Genomic DNA, 16,913 nt, shown 5'->3' on the forward strand with positions numbered 1-16,913 from the left:
GTCCTGCTTCCGGACCTGCTCCCTGGCATCTCAACTCCTCCACGGATCTCGCACGTTGCGCGTCCTCGCATCGTGACCAGAGCCATGGTCGGGTCACGATGAACGCCTGTCTGTCCCCAGGAGCCCAGATGTGCCCCGGGCTTCCTGGGCGTCTGCCCAAGCCGAGCTCCGGGGGCGGCCGCCCGCCGGCGGTCACTCTCCGCGGGCGCGGGCCGCGAAGGACGTGACGCGGCGGCGGCGCTCCTCGCGCGCCTGCGTGTTCCGGTCGAGTTCCTCCATCAGCCTGCGCCCCCGGTGGTCGGGGTCGAGCTCGTCGAGGACGCGGTCGATCTCGGCGAGCAGCGCGCCGTACAGCTGCCAGAGCTCGGGGGAGTGGCGGGCCTCCTCGCGCAGGAGCCCGGCGGCACGGTTCCGGGCGGAGCGCGCCGACGACAGCTCGCCGCTGAGCCTGCCCTCCGCGGTCTCCGCTCCGGTGCTCGTGTGGGAGGTGACGAGGACGGCGAAGCTGACCAGGGTGTCCCCGAGGGCCCGCAGCGTCTCCTCCAGGGCGAGGCTCGTGTCGCGGCGGAACAGTTCGGTGCCGCCGCGCTGCTTGGCGAGGTCGGTCAGGGTCCGGGCGAGAACGCGGAGCACGACGGCCGAGATCTCCAGGGTGTCGAGCCCGGTCCGCAGCACGATGCGGTGCAGCAGCCCCTCCTTCACACGGGGGTTGAGCCGGAGGCTGTCCTCCGCCTGGCGCAGCGCCGCGTCGACGTCGGCGACGTCGTTGTCCAGACGCCGTGCCTCGTGCAGCCGCGCCGCGGCCCGCTCGGCCGGCGCGGGCGAGGGTACGGGGCCGTCTGTCGCGCCGGGCGGAGGAAACGCGTCCGGGGCGGCGAGTTCGTCGCCGATGTCGAGCAGCAGACGGCGCATCTGCCGGGCCAGGTCCACGATCGAGTCGCCGGCGGTGTCCACCCAGACGGGCGGGACCAGCACGACGTTGAAGAGCAGCCCGACGACCGCGCCGATCAGCGTCTCCAGGACGCGGTCCCAGGCGGTGTCCGCGACCTGGGTGACGCCGAGGACCAGCATCGCGCTGATGGCCACCTCCGGGACGAACTCCTCCACCCGGACGAACCGCCCCACGACCAGCGACGCCAGGATGACGAGGGCGAGGCTCCACCACGTCAGCCCGACGAGCACGCTGAACGCGATGGCGATCAGCACGCCGACGACGACGGAGTTGACCCGCCGCAGGCTCGTCTTGAGCGTCGAGTACAGCGTCACCTGGACGACGAGGAGCGCGGTGAGCGGGGCGGTCAGCGGGGCGGGCTCGGAGCTGAGGCCGAGCGCGACGACGTACGAGATCGTCGCCGCGGCGGTGGAGCGCACGGTCTGGACCACCGCCGGGTCCCGCCGCCACCGCTCCCACAGACGTGCCGGCGCGAAGGGGGCGGAACGGTGCGGCATGGACTCTCCTCCGATGGGCGGCGCACCCGCAGACGCCTTCCCGCCCCGCCCCCCGCAAACCGCGATGACCCGCGGTAACGGCCCGGAGGGACGCGTGACCCGCACCGGTCAGAGGCAGCCGCAGTCCGCGGCGAAGGCCAGGAGGAAGAAGGCCGTCGCGGCCACGGCGGTGAAGATCGCGGTGGTCACAGCGGCCGTACGGCGGCAGCCGAGGCTCTTCGCGGGGGCGCGGAACGTCCGCCACGCGCCGTGCGCCAGAAGGAGCCCGAACAGCCCGAAGCCCGCGACGGTCAGCCGCGGGCTCCAGGTCCAGCTCAAATAGGTGATGAGGATCAGACTGCCGAGCAGAACGCAGGCGACCACGTTGAGGATCGCTTCGGCGAGGAACTCGCCGACCTGCTCGGCCGGCCATTTCCCGGCGCGCTTCGCGGTTCTGCGGGCTCCCACGACGTCCTCCCCCTCGCGCGTCTGCGTGACGCCCCGTCAAGGGCCGCCGGGAAGGACGCGCGCGGGGGAGGGCGGGTTGCTCCTCGCCCGGCTGCTCGCTGTGGTTCGCGCCGCAGTCGACGGCGGACTGAAGCGGCCGGGTGGAATGCGGACCGACGGCGGCCGGAATCCCCGGAATACCTTGGCCGCGCCGCGAATTGGGGAGAGCATGACGATCATTCAGTACCTCGGCGGCCCGACCGCGCTCCTCGAGTTCGGCACCACCCGCCTGCTCACCGACCCCACCTTCGACGCCCCCGGCGACTTCCCGGTCGGTGCCCGCACGCTGGTGAAGACCACCGGGCCTGCCCTCGACGCCGCCGAGGTCGGTGACGTCGACGCCGTGCTCCTCTCCCACGACCAGCACCCCGACAACCTGGACGGGGCGGGACGGGCGTACGCCCTCCGGGCCCCGCTCGTCCTGTCCACCGCCTCCGCCCGCGAGCGGATCGGCGCCCCCGTGCGGGCGCTGCCGAACTGGGAGACTTACGACCTGGGGAACGGCATACGTGTCACCGGCGTCCCCGCCCAGCACGGGCCCGACGGAAGCGAGCACCTCGTGGGCGAGGTCACCGGGTTCGTGATCGAGGGGGACGACCTGCCGACGGTGTACGTCAGCGGGGACAACGCCTCGCTGGACGTGGTGCGCCGGATCGCCGACCGTTTCGGCCCGGTCGACATCGCCGTCCTGTTCGCGGGCGCGGCGCGGACGCCCCTCGTCGGCGACGCCGACCTCACCCTCTCCAGCGACGCCGCGGCCGAGGCGGCCAAGATCCTCGGGGCGCGGCATGTCGTCCCGCTGCACTTCGAGCACTGGGCGCACTTCACACAGGGGCCCGACACCCTCCGGCCGGCCTTCGAGCGGGCGGGCATCGCGGACCGGCTGCACAGGCTCGAGCCGGGAGAGCGGATCGAGCTGTAGCGCGACGTCCCCGGGTCACCGACCGTCTAAAAATCATACGAATTCGACTAAACGGGACTTTGAGTACTTATTTGCTCGCGCTCGAACGGTCAGACTGTTTCCGGGGCCACGGGACAAAGGGGGATCTGCCTCGGAGGTGAATCGATGCAGGGCGCACTCGGCCATGCAGGGCCGGCGGCCGGATCAACGGGAAGTGAGCGACCGGCGTCACTGCGCGTGGTCGGCCTGCTGCTGGCCGCCGTGGCGGCGCTGTACGTCATCGCCCCGGCGATGAACGCGGCCGTCGTGCCGCTCGTCGCCTCAGAGCTCGGTCTCGGTCCGCATCACGAGGCCGTCGCCCGCGTCGTCGGCCAGACGCTCGCCATCGTCACCCTGGTCGCCGTCGGCCGGACCGGCGACGTCCGGGGCCGGCGCTCCGTCCTGCTCGTGTCGCTGGTCGTGCTGTGCGCCGGGTGCCTCCTGCTCGCCGTGGCGTTCAACCCATGGTCCTACGTCCTGGGCCGGGTCGTCATGGCCGCCGCGCTCGCCGCCGTCTTCGTCAGCTGCCTCGCCTTCATGGCGACGGTCTCCATGCCCGGACGCATCCGCCGCATGATGGGCGGATGGCTGGCCGCCATGTCCGCCGGTTTCGTGATCGCGGTGAACGTGGCCCCGCGCGCCGCGTCCGTGGCCGGCTGGCGGCTGATCATGGCCGGCATGACGCTCGCTGCCGTCGGGGCGATGCTGCTCGCCCGGCGGTACCTGCCGCGCGGCGGCCCGTCGGAGTCGTACCGCCTGCCGGACCCGGTCCGTACCGGCTGCCGCGTGGCCGCCGCCGCGCTGGGCGCCGCGGGGCTGCAGCTCGCCCCCCTCTGGGGCTGGTCGGACCCGCGGGTCGGCGCCCTCCTGGTCGCGGCCGCGACCGCCCTGGCCGTGGCCCGGCTGCGGGCCCGCCGACAGACGGCGCGGGCCTCCGGCGTGGCCCCGCTGTCCGGACCGGTCTGGACGGCGGCGCTGATCGCGGGCATCGCGCTCGGCTTCACCCAGGTCGTCCTCGCCATGGCCGTCCCCGCGCTCACGGGAGCTGCGGGCGGTTCCGCCGAGGGCGGTGCGCTCGTGCTGTCCGCCTTCGGACTCGGCGGAATGGTGAGCTGCCTGCTTGTCCGGCATCGCGGCATCGCGCCGCTGACGGGCGCCTCCCTGGGCCTGCCGCTCGCCGCGCTCGGTCTCGCGCTGCTCCACACGGCGCTCGACAGCGGCACGTACCGCCTGGCGGCGGGATACGCCGTGGTGGCGCTGGTCGGCTTCGGCATCATGCTGGCCATGGCGCCGCAGATGGCCCGGTTCCTCTCGGTCATCCCGCGCACGCACCTCGGCGTCAACGCGGCGCTGCTGCCGGCCGCCATCCTCTTCGGCACGGCGGCGGCGCAGGCCATGCCCTACACCTCGGCCCTGAACGGCGCGCCCACCCACGCCGAGGCGCGCGAGCTGCTGTGGATCGGCACGATCGTCGTCGCCGTGGCGGCGCTCGCCCTCGGCCGGCCCGTCGTCGCGCTGGTCGTGGCCGCCACCTCCGGCCTGCAGTACCTGCTCGTCGACACGCACATCAGCAAGTCCGTGACCGTCGTCATCGCCCTGACGGTGGGCGCCGCCGCCGGCACCGTCGCGTGGTCGCGACGGGAACAGGCCGAGCGCCTCAGCCGTACCCGCGAGACGGCGAGCGCGCTCCAGCACGCGGTACTGCACCCCATCCCGACGGATCTCGGCGCGCTGCGGCTGGCCGGCCTGTACCGGCCGGCGACCACCGAGTCGGGCATCGGCGGGGACTTCCTGGAGGCGGTGGACACCCCGTACGGCACGCGCATCCTCATCGGCGACGTCCGAGGCAAGGGGTTGCAGGCCGTGCAGACCGTGACCGACCTGCTCGGCTGCTTCCGCAGCCAGGCCCACGAGACCCCGGAGCTGGGCGAGGTAGCCGCGCGCCTCGACCGGCAGGTCCAGCGCGTCGCCGTCGCCCGCGGCGACGACGAACTCTTCGCCACCGCGCTGCTCCTCCAGCACAAGGGCCCCGCCCGGGAACTGGAGGTCGTCAACTGCGGGCATCTGGCACCCCTGGCGGTCAGCCCGACGCGCGCCGGTGAGGTCGAAGGACCCGCCCTGCTCCCGCTCGGCCTCGGCGCGCTGGACGCGGCCGGTCCCGTGCGGACGCACCCCGTGGTGCTGGACCCGGGGACGACGCTTGTCGTGCACACCGACGGCCTGAGCGAGGCGCGGAACTCCAGCGGCGAGTTCTACCCGATCGCCGAACGCCTCACGGACATCGCCCGGAGCGCCCCGCACGAGCTGGTCCGGCACCTCGACGGAGACGTCCGCGACTGGACCCACCGCCTGACCGACGACATCGCCGTCATCGCCCTCGGTCACCGCCCGCGTCCGTCGGACCTGGTCACCGCGCGGTAGCGGGAGCGCCCGGGATCAGCCCGCAGCCTCGCAGCGGTAGGTGAAGTCCGCCGTGGCGGTGTGCGGGGAGGGCGAGGTGATCACCAGGCGGGCCGTGGCCCGGTGGGTGCCCGGGCCGTGGAAGGTCCACAGCAGGTGCAGTCCGGCCTCCTGCTGACCACGTGTCAGCGTCTCGTGCAGGGGCCCGGAGCGGGTGCCGTCGCTGCGTTCCCAGTGGTACGTCAGGGTGCCCGGGCGGCCGTCGGTCCGTACGACCCCCACGACGTCCGCCGTGGCGTCGCAGCCGAGCTCCGTCGCCGGGGCGGTCACCGCGACGTCCCGCACGGCCACCTGCGGACCGAAGTGCCGCCAGGCGAGGAAGAGCAGGACGGCCGCCAGGACGATGCAGGCCAGGGCGTACCGGCGGGGCCACCGGCGGCGGACGGGCCGCGGGGGAGGCGTGCCGGGCAGGGTTCCGTGCCAGATCTGCGTCGCGCTGGGGGTGTTCGCGGCGCGGTGCGCCGCGGCGGCGGTGACTCCCGGGCCGAAGCGCCGGACCTCGCCGTGCACCCCCTCCACGCGGTCCGGCGTCGTGTGCGGCTCCGGCCGCTGGAACCAGTGGCTGCCCAGTTCGGTGGCGCTGTAGTCGTCGTCGTTCATGCCGCGCACCGCCGGACGAGGACCTGCTGGAGCGAGGAGCCGTTCGCGGCACTCGGGTCGGTGCTCGCGCGCACGCCCCAGTAGCAGCCGGAACCGCCCACGGTGTGCGGGATCGTGAGGGTGTAACTCGTGGCTCCCTCACGGCGGAAGGTCTCGGAGCCGTCCGACGTGCCCGGGGTGCCCTTGGTGTCGCTCGTGAACCACTCGACCACCACCGTCACCGGGCCGGTGCCGTCCGTCGTGACCTCGACGACGGCCTCGGCGGCCCTCGGCCCGGTCTGCCGCAGGCTCGTGACCGACACCGCCCGCACGGAGACCGACGGCGCGGGCGGATCCGTCGTCGGGGGCGGACTCGGCGGGCTCGACGGGCTGGTGGGCTCGGTGGCCGTCGGCTCCGCGTCGCCCGGCGATGTCGGCGTCGCGTACGGGGTGTCGTCGTCCGGGGTCTCGCCGGGGGTGACGCTCGGTTCGGCCGTGTCCGTCGACGAGGAAGGCTCCGGGGACGTCGGCGACGGGCCGGGAGCGGGATCCGTGCCGGGCGGTGGGGTGCCCGGCAGGGCGCTCGTCGTCGCGACGGCCCGCGCCGCGGCGTCGTCCGCCTGCCCGCCGCCGGCGCGGGCGGCGAGGGCGAGCAGCAGCGCCACGACGAGCGCGGCCGCACCCGCCGGCAGCACGCGCGGGATCCGCCACCGCGGGCGCGGCGGCGGGTCGGGGAACGTGGTCGTGGCGAGGGCGGTGGTGCCCTGGGCCGTCGCGCCGGAGGACGGGAACAGTAGCGGCAGCAGGGCGGCCAGTGCCGCCAGCCTGCCCCGGCCCCGCTCCTCCCACTCCGGGCCGTACGCGGCGGTGGCGACCGACTCCAGCTCGCTGACGAACGCCGCCGCGTTCTCCGGCCGTTCCTGCGGGGTCTTGGCCAGGCCGCGCCGGATGAGCGGGCGCAGCGGCTCGGGCGCCTGCCCGTCGGGCACGGGCGCGTCCAGGTGCTGCAGGGCGAGTTCGGCGAAGTTGCCGCCGGTGAAGGGCTTGCGGCCGGTCAGGCACTCGAAGAACGTCGCGGTCGCCGCGTACACATCGGCCGCGGGGGAGGCGGGCGACCCGTTCCACTGCTCGGGCGCCATGTACGCGGGCGTGCCGGCGACACCCGGGGTGCTGCCCCGGTCGGTCGCGATGCCGAAGTCGACGAGCTTGGACGAGCCGTCCGCGGCGACCAGCACGTTCTCCGGCTTGTAGTCGCGGTGCACGACGCCCGCCCGGTGCGCGGCGGCGAGTCCCAGGAGCGAACCCTTGAGGACCACGAGCGCGGCCTCCGGGCCGGTGCCGCCCTCCCGCGCCAGAAGCGCGCGCAGGGCGACACCGTCGACCAGCTCCATCGCGATCGCCGCGCCGCCGGGCGCCTCGACGTACTCGTGGAACCCCACGACGTACGCACTGTCCAGTGCACCGAGCAGCCGGGCCTCGGACCGGAAGCCGCGCACGAACCCCTCGTCCGCGCACAGCCGTTCGCTCAGGTACTTCACGGCCACCTGCACGCCCGTGGCGTCGTGCACGGCCAGGACCACACGCCCGCTGGCACCCGATCCGAGCTCCCGTAGTTCGGTGTAGCCCGGAACCACCCATGCGCTCATCCCCGCCCCCCTCGGAATGGCCCGCATTTCCATCGACAAGGACAGATTCTGGCCACGGCCGGTTCCCGCGGGAAGGGGTGGAACGGGGGCGAACCACTCAAGTCCGCGCGGCGGCCGAGCCACAACACGACCGTCGGGCACACCGGGATGACGATCCCGGCGAACAGACCGCCCCAGACCGGGGCCGTTCGCGCGCGGTGACGTGAAGGCGTTCCACGGGAAATGTGGAGGACTTTCGTTCACTCGGTGAGTGTTCGGTCGGGGAATGGTCCGGAGCGTCGTGGAGAACGGCCGATCGCGCCGCGACAACTCGCGAGTAACCAGCTTTGAACAGGGAAAACGCCTTTGCGGAGGCGATATTGACGACAGGTGTCGCCGGATTCGCACGGGCGGGTATGGTCGGCGCGTTCACCCGTCCGGGTGATCTTCATGCGTCATGGGCGACGCACACCACCGGGTCGAAAGGGCGGGTGTGAATCAGCGGAAATTCCGCTGAGGGGGAGAACGGGGCAGATACGGACCCCGAGTGCGCATTCCGACCGACGACGTTCGAGGCGAGGCAGACCGATGGAAGCTCCGACCACCCCGCCCGCCGGCGCCGACGGAACCGGTGGCGGCGGCACGGCCGGAGGAGGCTGGTTCGGGCGAGCCCCGAAGGGGACAGCCGCGCCCGGGCAGCCCGGGCAATCCGGGCAGCCCGCACAGGAGGAGCGCCGCTCGTCCACGGTCCCGAGGGCGCGCGAGCACGCCCGCCCGGGCACGCACCGGCCGACGCCCCCGGAACAGCGCCGGCCCGCACAAGCGGAGCCGCACCAGCCCGCGCGCCCAGACACGCAGGCGTCCACCCGCCCGGAGCCGGGCCGTCCCGCGCGCCCGGACACCCACGCCCCCGCGCGCCCAGGGCCGCCCGCGCCCGCGCCGGCGCCCGAGGACACGTCCGACGCCGCGCTCCTGCGCCGCACGATGGCCGAGATCGAACCGATCGCCGACAAGGTCACCTCGTACTTCTACGCGCTCCTCTTCCTCCGCCACCCGGACCTGCGCGGTCTCTTCCCCGCCGCGATGGACACCCAGCGCGACCGGCTCTTCAAGGCGCTGCTCACCGCCGCGACCCACGCGGACGACCCCGCCACCCTCACCGCGTACCTGACCCCGCTCGGCCGCGGACACCGCAAGTACGGGACCCTGCCCGAGCACTACCCGGCCGTCGGAGAGTGCCTGATCGGCGCACTGTCCCACCACGCCACCGAGAGCTGGGGTCCGCGCACCGAGGCCGCGTGGGTGGCCGCGTACACCGCCGTCTCGCAGATCATGATCGACGCGGCGGCGGCGGACGAACTCCGCGCGCCCGCCTGGTGGCAGGCGGAGGTCGTCACCCACGAGATGCGGACGCGGGACATCGCGGTCGTCACCGTACGGCCCGACCAGCCGTATCCCTTCCTCGCCGGGCAGTACGCCGCCGTGGAGACCCCGTGGTGGCCGCGCGTCTGGCGGCACTACTCCTTCGCCTCGGCGCCGCGCTCCGACGGGCTGCTCTCCTTCCACGTGAAGGCCGTTCCGGCGGGCTGGGTCTCGAACGCCCTCGTGCACCGGGCCCGCCCCGGTGCCGTGATCCGGCTCGGCGCGCCCGCGGGCTCCATGACCGTGGACCACACCACGGACAACGGGCTGCTCTGCCTCGGCGGCGGCACCGGCATCGCCCCGATCAAGGCCCTGGTCGAGGACGTGGCCCAGCACGGCCGCCGCCGGGTCGTCGACGTGTTCTACGGCGCGCGGCGGGACAACGACCTGTACGACATCGACACCATGCTGCGCCTGCAGCAGTCGCATCCCTGGCTGTCGGTCCGCCCCGTCGTCGACGACGAGGGCCACGGCCTGCCCACCGGCGCACTGCCGGAGGCGGTGTGCGAGTTCGGCCCCTGGCACACGTACGACGCGTACCTGTCCGGCCCGCCCGGCCTGATCAGACGCGGCGTCGACACCCTGGTGGGCATCGGCATCCCCACCCACCGCATACGGCACGACTCCATCGAGGAACTGGTCGGGGCGAGGAATTGAGCACATTCGAACAGACCGGGACCGGCCGGCACGCGCGGCGAACCCGCACCGTTCGCCCCGGCAGTGACGGCGAGCATCTGGTGCAGCAGCGCATGGGCACGACCGAGCGCGCCGACAAGTTCTACGCCGAGCAGGTGCTCGACCGGCTCAACGACCCCATGCGGGAGTTCGTGGCCCGCCAGGAGATGTTCTTCCTGGCCACGGCCGACCGGCACGGCGAGTGCGACAACACCTTCCGCGCCGGCCCGCCCGGATTCCTGCACGTGCTCGACGACCTGACGCTCGCCTACCCCGAGTACCGGGGCAACGGCGTGCAGGCCAGCCTCGGCAACATCGAGGAGAACCCGCACGTCGGGATCCTCATGGTCGACTTCGTGCGCGACCGCATCGGCCTGCACGTCAACGGCCGGGCGCGGGTCCTGGCCGACGACGACATCCGGGCGACCCGTCCGGGGCTCGCCCTCGACCCGGTCCCCGGCCGCCGGGCCCGGGTATGGGTGGAGGTGACCGTCGAAGAGGCGTACATCCACTGCGCGAAGCACATCCCCCATCTCCAGAAGGTCCCGCCGCGCGGCCCCGGCCGCTCCTGGGGCACGGACGACTTCAAGCGCAAGGGCGGCGACTTCTTCGGGGCCGCCGCCGAAGCGCCCGAGCGCGGCGCCTTCCTGCCGCCGCCTCGCGCGGACGCGGCGACCTGGATGGCGGAGGCGGAACGGATGGTGGAGCTGGCCGAGCGCCGCTCCCGCGACAGGGGTACCGGCACGGGTTCGGGCGCCGACGGCGATGCCGATGCCGAATCGCCGGCGTTCAGCGGCTGGTTCAGCAAGAGCGTCTCGGTCTGACCGGCGGCGGCCGGGTCGCCGCCCGCCGCGGCCCTATGGCCTCCCGACCCGGCGGGCGCGGGACTCCAGATAGCGCTGCTCGGCGAGGCTCGCCGTGGCCTTCGCGGCGAGCCGGTACTGCTCGTACGCTCCGGCCGTGTCGCCGTTCTTCTCCAGGAGGTGCGCCCGCACGGACCGCAGGCGGTGGTGTCCGGCCATGCGTTCGTCGCCGTCGAGGGTGGCGAGCAGGGCGAGACCGGCCGCCGGACCCTCCGTCTCTGCGAGGGCGATGGCCCGGTTGAGCGTCACCATCGGGTTGGGCGCGACCCGTTCGAGGATCAGATAGAGGGCGTGCACCTGCGCCCAGTCGGTCTCCTCGGCCTTGGCGGCGTCGGCGTGCGTGGCGGCGATCGCGGCCTGCAGCTGGTACGGCCCCAGCGCCGGACCGGCCAGCGCCGCCTTGACCAACCCCATGCCCTCGGCGATGAGTTCGCGGTCCCATCGGGTACGGTCCTGCTCGTCCAGCGGCACCAGATCGCCGGCCGGAGTCGTGCGGGTCCGGCGCCTGGCGTCCGTCAGCAGCATCAGCGCGAGCAGCCCGGCCACCTCGCCGTCCTCCGGCAGCTGCGCGTGGACGGTCCTGGTCAGCCGGATCGCCTCGCGCGCCAGGTCGGGACGGTGCAACGCGTTGCCGGACGAGGCGGTGTAGCCCTCGTTGAAGATCAGGTAGAGGACGTGCAGGACGACTTGGAGCCGCTCCTCGCGCTCCGCGCCGTCCGGCAGGGCGAACGTGCTGCCCGCGGCCTTGATGCGTGCCTTGGCCCGGCTGATCCGGACCGCCATCGTGCCCTCCGGGACCAGGAACGCGCGGGCGATCTCGGCCGTGGTCAGGCCGCCGACCGCCCGCAGCGTCAGCGCGGTCTGGGAGGCCGCGGTCAGGCTCGGATGGCAGCACAGGAACAGCAGGACGAGCGTGTCGTCGTGGTCCGGCACGTCCTCGGGCACCACCTCGGCGGCCGTCGCCGCCTCGCGCTCGCGCCGCGCGTGTTCGCTGCGCATCTCGTCGATGAGCCGCCGGGCCGCGACCGTCACCAGCCAGCCGCGCGGGTTGTCCGGCCGGCCCTCCACCGGCCACTGAACGGTCGCCGCGAGGACGGCCTCCTGGACGGCGTCCTCGCAGCCTTCGAACCTGCCGTACCGGCGGACCAGTGTGCCGAGGACCTGCGGCGTGAGCTCCCGCAGCAGGTCCCCGAGGGGAGGTGCTGTCATGCCTCCAATTGTCCGTCGGCGAACATCACCTGCCGCACCTCCACGCCCAGCCCCTCGATCGCGGCGTCCGGGATCCGCGCGGCCAGTTCGAGCGCCCGGTCCCTGTTCTCGCAGTCGATCAGGTAGAAGCCGCCCAGGTACTCCTTCGCCTCCAGGAACGGGCCGTCGGTGACGACCGGCCGGCCGTTGCGCACGGTCACCACGGCGGCCTGCGACGGGTCGACGAGCGCCTGCGTGGTGATCAGCTCGCCGGACTCCTTCAGCTCCTCGATGAACGCACCGTGCCCGGCGCCGATCGCCGCCTTCTCGTCGTCGGTCAACGCGTCGAGCACGGCCGGGTTGATGTGCAGGCCGATCAGGAACTTCACGTCGTACTCCTCGTATCCGCGCGGGCCCCGGCGGGGCCCTTCGACCGGTTGTCGGAGCCGCCGCCGGCGTCTTTACATCCCCGCGAGATTTTCCCGGCCCGCGATGTAAAGAACGCGTCGGCCACTCCGACCACCGGCGAAACGTCGCGACGAGCCGATGCGTCGGCGGGTCGACAGAACCGAGAGAACAGGATGTTCCGGATCATGCGAGACAACCGGGCGTGGAGGGGACTGGCCGTCCTCACGCTGCCGACCTTGATCGTAGCCATGGACACGACGGCGCTGCTGCTGGCGCTGCCACGGCTGAGCGCCGACCTGGGGGCCACCGGCGTGCAGCAGCTGTGGATCAGCGACAGCTACGGGTTCCTCGTCGCCGGCCTGGTCATCACGATGGGCACCCTCGGCGACCGGATCGGCCGCCGCAGACTGCTGATGACCGGTGCCGCGGCGTTCGCGGTTCTGTCGGTCGTCGCCGCCTTCGCGACCGACCCGCTGACGCTGATCGTCGTGCGTGCGCTGCTGGGCGTCGCCGGAGCGACCCTGGCACCTTCCACGCTCGCCCTGATCACGAACATGTTCCGGGACGGACGGCAGCGCGGGCAGGCCATCGCCGTCTGGGCGACCTGCCAGTTCACGGGCGGCGCGCTCGGACCCGTACTCGCCGGCTTCCTGCTCCAGCACTTCTGGTGGGGATCGGTGTTCCTGGCCGCCGTCCCGGCGATGGCCGTGCTGCTGCTCGCCGGGCCGTTCCTGCTGCCGGAGTTCCGCGACGAGCGGGCCGGGCGGCTGGACCCGGCGAGTGTCGCACTGTCGCTCGTCGCGATGCTGTCGACGGTGTACGGCATCAAGCAACTGACCGTCGACGGCGAGCGACTGGTGCCCGCGGCGGCCCTCGTCGTCGGTGCGGCCACCGGCTGGCTGTTCGTCCGCCGGCAGTTGCGGCTGGCGACGCCGCTGCTCGACCTGCGTCTGCTGCGGAATCGCCCGTTCAGCGCCGTGCTCGTCGGGTTGGTCCTCGCCGGCGTGGCGATGGCCGGAACGGGCCTGGTGGTGACCCAGTACCTCCAGGGCGTGCTGGGCTTCTCGCCGTTCGCCTCGGCGGTGCTGTTCGCGCCGATGGGCCTGGGCGTGGCGGTCGGCACGATGACCGCGCCGGCGCTGGCTGGGCGGATGAGGCAGACGACGGCGATCGCCGGGGGCCTGACGGCGTCCGCGCTGGGCAGCCTCCTGCTGGTCGCCGTCGACGGCCCGGACGACCTGCCGCTGGTGATGACCGGCATCGCCGTACTGGCGCTGGGCACCGGTCCCCTCTTCGCGCTCGGCACCGGGCTGATCGTCGGCTCCGTGCCGCCGGAGCGCGCGGGCTCGGCGGCGGCGATGTCGGAGACCGGCAACTACCTCGGCGGCTCGCTCGGCTTCGCCCTGCTCGGCACGGTGGCCGCGGTGGTCTACCGCAACGGCACGGCCGGCACGTCCGACTCGCTGGCCGGCGCGCTCGCCCCTGGCGGGGACGCGGAACTCCTCCACACCGCGCGCGAGGCGTTCACCACGAGCCTCCATGTCACGGGCGCGGTCGCGGCGGCGGTCTTCGCCGCCGCGACCGTACTGACCCTGACCGCGCACCCGACCCGCCGGCCCGCCGCGCCCGTGGTCCCGGTGGGCGCGAACCGGGGTGAGTGAGGGCTTCAGGGCGGTCAGGAAGGAGAGCGTGTCTCGTTGATCGGTCGATGCCGGCCGATCCACCGCCGCCCGGGCGCCCTGGTCAGGCCTGCGGAACGCGCAGGGTGTGGCGACCCTCGGCGAGGTCGAAGGCGACGCCGTCGACGGTGAGCCCGAGCGGTCCGCTCGCCTCCACGCTCAACAGGCCGTCTCCGTCGTCGATCACGCTCAGCGACGTCGCGCCGCACCACAGGCCCCGGATGCCGGCCGCATGACCGGGTCCGGGGCGAGTCCAGGTCACCTCGTTGCGGGGCGCGTCGACCCGGAAGCCGAGGACGTGTTCGATGAGCATGGCGATTGGGGCGAGCGCGGACCAGCCACAGAAGTCGGGGCGGACGATGTACTGGTCGTCCTTGCCGGTCGACGGTGCGGCGAAGTCCGGCGCGTACACCTCCCAGATCGTCGACGGGCTGTACTCGGTGTAGGTCCGTGCCATGTGGTCGAGGAGCCGTCGTGCGGCGCGGGCCGCCACGGCGCCGTGTCCGGCGTCCGCGAGCGCCCGCGCACTCATGTAGGCCAGCGGGATCCACACCCCACCGCGCCAGTAGTGACCCGTGCCCCGGAACGTCGTGTCCTCGCGTGCCACCGAGGGCCACGGCACGTCACCGCCGAACACAGCCTCGTCCTCCAGTGCGGCGGCCAGCCTCGCCGCCTGCTCCGGGCCGGACGTGCCGGCGAGCAGCGGCCAGTACGCGGCCGGCGTCTTCACCCGGTGGAAGTCGAACGGGGCGTCGGAGGCACGGTCGAAGTACATCCCCGCCTCCGGGTCCCAGAAGTCCTCGACCAGCTTGACCAGTTCGGCGTGGCGGGCCGAGAACTCGGCCGAGAGGTCGTGGTCCCCCACGAGCTCGGCGAGCCGGGCGATGCTCCGCGCCGAGAGGGCCTGCTGCGCCGCGGCGTCGAACCAGAGGATGTCGCCGTACGTGCCGCCGTCCCCCTGCTCACTGGCCCGTGGCGTGTTGTCCATGCCGCTGCACACACCGTTCCAGAGGTAGCCCAGGTCGGTGCGTTCGACGGCGGTGGGCACGACGCTGTACGGGAAGAGCGATCCCGGCCGGACCGTGTCGAAGAAGGTGAAATGCTGCTGCAGGTAACCCCGTTCGAGGATGCGGGCCACCCGTGCGAGGTCGCCCGTGTGGCGGACGTACTCCTCCTCCGACCAGGCGAACAGCGGCGGATTGTCGGGGTGCTGGACGGACACCGAGGAGGCGGCGCCGTCGTACATCACCCCGTAGAAGTTCTCCAGGCTTTCGATGCCGGGGAACCTGCCGGGTGCGTACTTGCAGAAGTGCGCCATGAAGCAGGTGTCCCAGATCCAGATGGTGTGCGGGTCGAAGCCCTCGTCCATGTAGGGCGACTGCGCGACGCCCTCGCGCTCGACCACGTGGTCCCAGGCCATCGCCCAAGCGGCCCAGTAGAGCTCGATGAGGTGGGGGGCCGAGTCGAGGACCGGCTCGGGTATGCCGGAGCGGTCGAACGGTATCGGGCCGGACGATGTCATGGGCAGAAGATCCTCGTCCCGTAGGGGTTTTGATCCCGGTTCCTCTCGGCCGCGGCCACCGGTGGCCGCGGCCGAGAGGAACCGGATGGTGGCGGCCCGGAACCTACCGCAGAATAAATAACTGCGTCCAGTATTGATTTCCGGTCGGTCACCACACAGCGGCGAGGGGTCAACTCGGAAGCCGCGTGGGCCCCTTAGCCATGGACGCCTTCCCCCGTCGCAGGTCTTCGCCGTCAACGTCCCAGGTGACGGGGAGGCTCTTCACCCCGTAGATGTCCGCGGTCTCGGGGCGCAGGGCGACCTCCTCGGCCGGTACGGCCAGGCGGAGCGTGGGGAAGCGCTCGATCAGTGCGGCGAGCGCGATCCGCATCTCGACGCGGGCCAACTGCTGGCCCAGGCACAGGTGGACGCCGTGGCCGAAGGCCAGGTGTCCGCCCTGCTTCCGGTGGATGTCGAGGGTGTGGGGGTCGGTGTAGCGCTCGGGGTCGCGGTTGGCGGTGTTGTACGACAGGACGACCGTCGTGCCCGCTTCGATGGTCTGGCCGCCCAGCTCGACGTCCACCAGCGCCGTCCGCATGAACGACTTGGCGACGCTGAGGTATCGCAGCAGCTCCTCGACCGCCTGGTCGATGAGCGTGGGATCGGCGCGCAGCGCGGCGAGCTGGTCCGGGTTCTGGAGCAGCGCGAACGTGCCGAGGGACAGCATGTTCGCGGTGGTGTCGAATCCGGCCGCCAGCAGGATCAGGCTGATCCCCTTCAGCTCCTCGTCGGTCAGGTCGCTGTCGGTGAGTTCGCTGAGCACGTCGTCCGTGGGGTTCGCGCGCTTGGCGGCCACGAGCTTCTCGAGGTAGTCCTGGGTCGCGGTGTAGGCGGCCAGCAGATCCTCGTCGCTCGTCTCCCCGTTCATGAACTTGTCGATCTGCTCCTGGAAGGAGTCGCGGTCCTCGTACGGGACTCCCAGCAGCTCGCAGATGATGATGGTGGGGATGGGCTTGGCGAACGCGGCCACCAGGTCGGCCGTCGGCCCGGAACTCTCCATCGCGTCCAGGCAGTCCGAGGTGATCTGCTCGATGCGCTCCGTGAGCAGCCGCATCCGGCGCACGGTGAACTTGCCCACCAGCGGCTTGCGGTAGCGGCTGTGGTCCGGATCGTCCATGAGGAGGAACTCGCCGGGCGGCGCCGGCGGGATCTCGAAGTCGACCACGTTCAGCAGGTCCTTGCGCGAGCTGAACCGCGGGTCGGCCAGGACCGACCTGACGAGGTCGTATCCGGTGATCATCCAGCCGGGCTTTCCGCCGGGGTGGGTGTAGCGGCTGATGGCGCCGTGCTGCCGGGCCTCGATCAGCTCGGCCGGCGGGTCGAACGGGCAGCCGGGCCGACGCTCCGCAGGCAGTGTCGTGACGGTGTGGACGGATTCACCCATGACCATTCCTCATCTCGCGGCAACACGCATTTGACGTTCCATGAAAGCTACGTTGCATTCAGATTGTCGTCAATCAACTGAAGGGCATAACGGCAGGTCAGTGACTGCAAATTGATGCAATGACGCTGCCAGTGAATGCAATGATGCGTTGCAATGAGTAGAGGCGAAGGCAATACCGGTTGCTCGCGGCGGGC

Annotated in this window: 13 protein-coding genes; 5 read left to right on the plus strand and 8 right to left on the minus strand. The window is 72.5% G+C overall.

Annotated elements, in window-relative coordinates; all coding sequences use genetic code 11:
- Window positions 1-192 precede the first annotated feature (192 nt).
- Together R2D22_RS35550 and R2D22_RS35555 are read right to left on the minus strand one after the other, a co-directional pair.
- Entirely contained in the window at window positions 193-1,449 is a 1,257-nt protein-coding gene (locus R2D22_RS35550) for an FUSC family protein (protein ID WP_318109412.1), read from the minus strand.
- 108 nt (window positions 1,450-1,557) lie between these two features.
- Window positions 1,558-1,896: a lysine transporter LysE gene (locus R2D22_RS35555; RefSeq protein ID WP_318109414.1), complete on the minus strand. Its 339-nt coding sequence runs from the start codon at window positions 1,894-1,896 to the stop codon at window positions 1,558-1,560.
- A 208-nt stretch (window positions 1,897-2,104) separates the two neighbouring features.
- Between R2D22_RS35555 and R2D22_RS35560 the strand changes: the two genes are divergently transcribed.
- A complete protein-coding gene (locus R2D22_RS35560; RefSeq protein WP_318109415.1) occupies window positions 2,105-2,857 on the plus strand; it encodes an MBL fold metallo-hydrolase in 753 nt (250 codons plus the stop codon).
- A gap of 144 nt (window positions 2,858-3,001) precedes the next feature.
- On the plus strand, window positions 3,002-5,296 hold the full coding sequence (locus tag R2D22_RS35565) for a SpoIIE family protein phosphatase (protein WP_318109416.1): 2,295 nt from the start codon (window positions 3,002-3,004) through the stop codon (window positions 5,294-5,296).
- 15 nt (window positions 5,297-5,311) lie between these two features.
- Here the strand turns inward: R2D22_RS35565 and R2D22_RS35570 are convergent, their stop codons facing one another.
- Entirely contained in the window at window positions 5,312-5,935 is a 624-nt protein-coding gene (locus R2D22_RS35570) for a hypothetical protein (protein WP_318109417.1), read from the minus strand.
- Window positions 5,932-7,560, minus strand: coding sequence for a serine/threonine-protein kinase (locus tag R2D22_RS35575; protein WP_318109418.1), 1,629 nt, complete (start codon window positions 7,558-7,560; stop codon window positions 5,932-5,934). The genes R2D22_RS35570 and R2D22_RS35575 overlap by 4 nt, the downstream gene beginning before the upstream one ends.
- Window positions 7,561-8,127: 567 nt before the next feature.
- Here R2D22_RS35575 and R2D22_RS35580 point away from each other — a divergent pair.
- Entirely contained in the window at window positions 8,128-9,618 is a 1,491-nt protein-coding gene (locus R2D22_RS35580; RefSeq protein WP_318109419.1) for a globin domain-containing protein, read from the plus strand.
- Window positions 9,615-10,460, plus strand: coding sequence for a pyridoxamine 5'-phosphate oxidase family protein (locus tag R2D22_RS35585; RefSeq protein WP_411977114.1), 846 nt, complete (start codon window positions 9,615-9,617; stop codon window positions 10,458-10,460). The genes R2D22_RS35580 and R2D22_RS35585 overlap by 4 nt, the downstream gene beginning before the upstream one ends.
- A 33-nt stretch (window positions 10,461-10,493) precedes the next feature.
- Here R2D22_RS35585 and R2D22_RS35590 read toward each other — a convergent pair whose 3' ends face one another.
- Window positions 10,494-11,708: an RNA polymerase sigma factor gene (locus R2D22_RS35590; RefSeq protein WP_318109420.1), complete on the minus strand. Its 1,215-nt coding sequence runs from the start codon at window positions 11,706-11,708 to the stop codon at window positions 10,494-10,496.
- Window positions 11,705-12,076 (minus strand): YciI family protein, encoded by a 372-nt coding sequence (locus R2D22_RS35595; RefSeq protein WP_318109421.1) that lies wholly within the window; start codon window positions 12,074-12,076, stop codon window positions 11,705-11,707. Before R2D22_RS35595 ends, R2D22_RS35590 begins: the two co-directional genes overlap by 4 nt.
- A 267-nt stretch (window positions 12,077-12,343) precedes the next feature.
- Here R2D22_RS35595 and R2D22_RS35600 point away from each other — a divergent pair, with 267 nt between their 5' ends.
- A complete protein-coding gene (locus R2D22_RS35600) occupies window positions 12,344-13,756 on the plus strand; it encodes an MFS transporter (RefSeq protein WP_411977115.1) in 1,413 nt (470 codons plus the stop codon).
- A gap of 82 nt (window positions 13,757-13,838) precedes the next feature.
- On the opposite strand, the gene R2D22_RS35605 is transcribed toward R2D22_RS35600, so the two are convergent.
- Both R2D22_RS35605 and R2D22_RS35610 read right to left on the minus strand, forming a co-directional pair.
- The gene (locus R2D22_RS35605; RefSeq protein WP_318109423.1) at window positions 13,839-15,296 is read right to left on the minus strand and encodes an MGH1-like glycoside hydrolase domain-containing protein; all 1,458 of its coding nucleotides are present in this window, start codon (window positions 15,294-15,296) and stop codon (window positions 13,839-13,841) included.
- 169 nt (window positions 15,297-15,465) lie between these two features.
- The gene (locus R2D22_RS35610) at window positions 15,466-16,719 is read right to left on the minus strand and encodes a cytochrome P450 (protein ID WP_318109424.1); all 1,254 of its coding nucleotides are present in this window, start codon (window positions 16,717-16,719) and stop codon (window positions 15,466-15,468) included.
- Between the last annotated feature and the right edge of the window lie 194 nt (window positions 16,720-16,913).

The sequence above is a fragment of the Streptomyces sp. HUAS YS2 genome, from assembly GCF_033343995.1.
In the GTDB taxonomy this organism is placed as follows: domain Bacteria; phylum Actinomycetota; class Actinomycetes; order Streptomycetales; family Streptomycetaceae; genus Streptomyces; species Streptomyces solicathayae.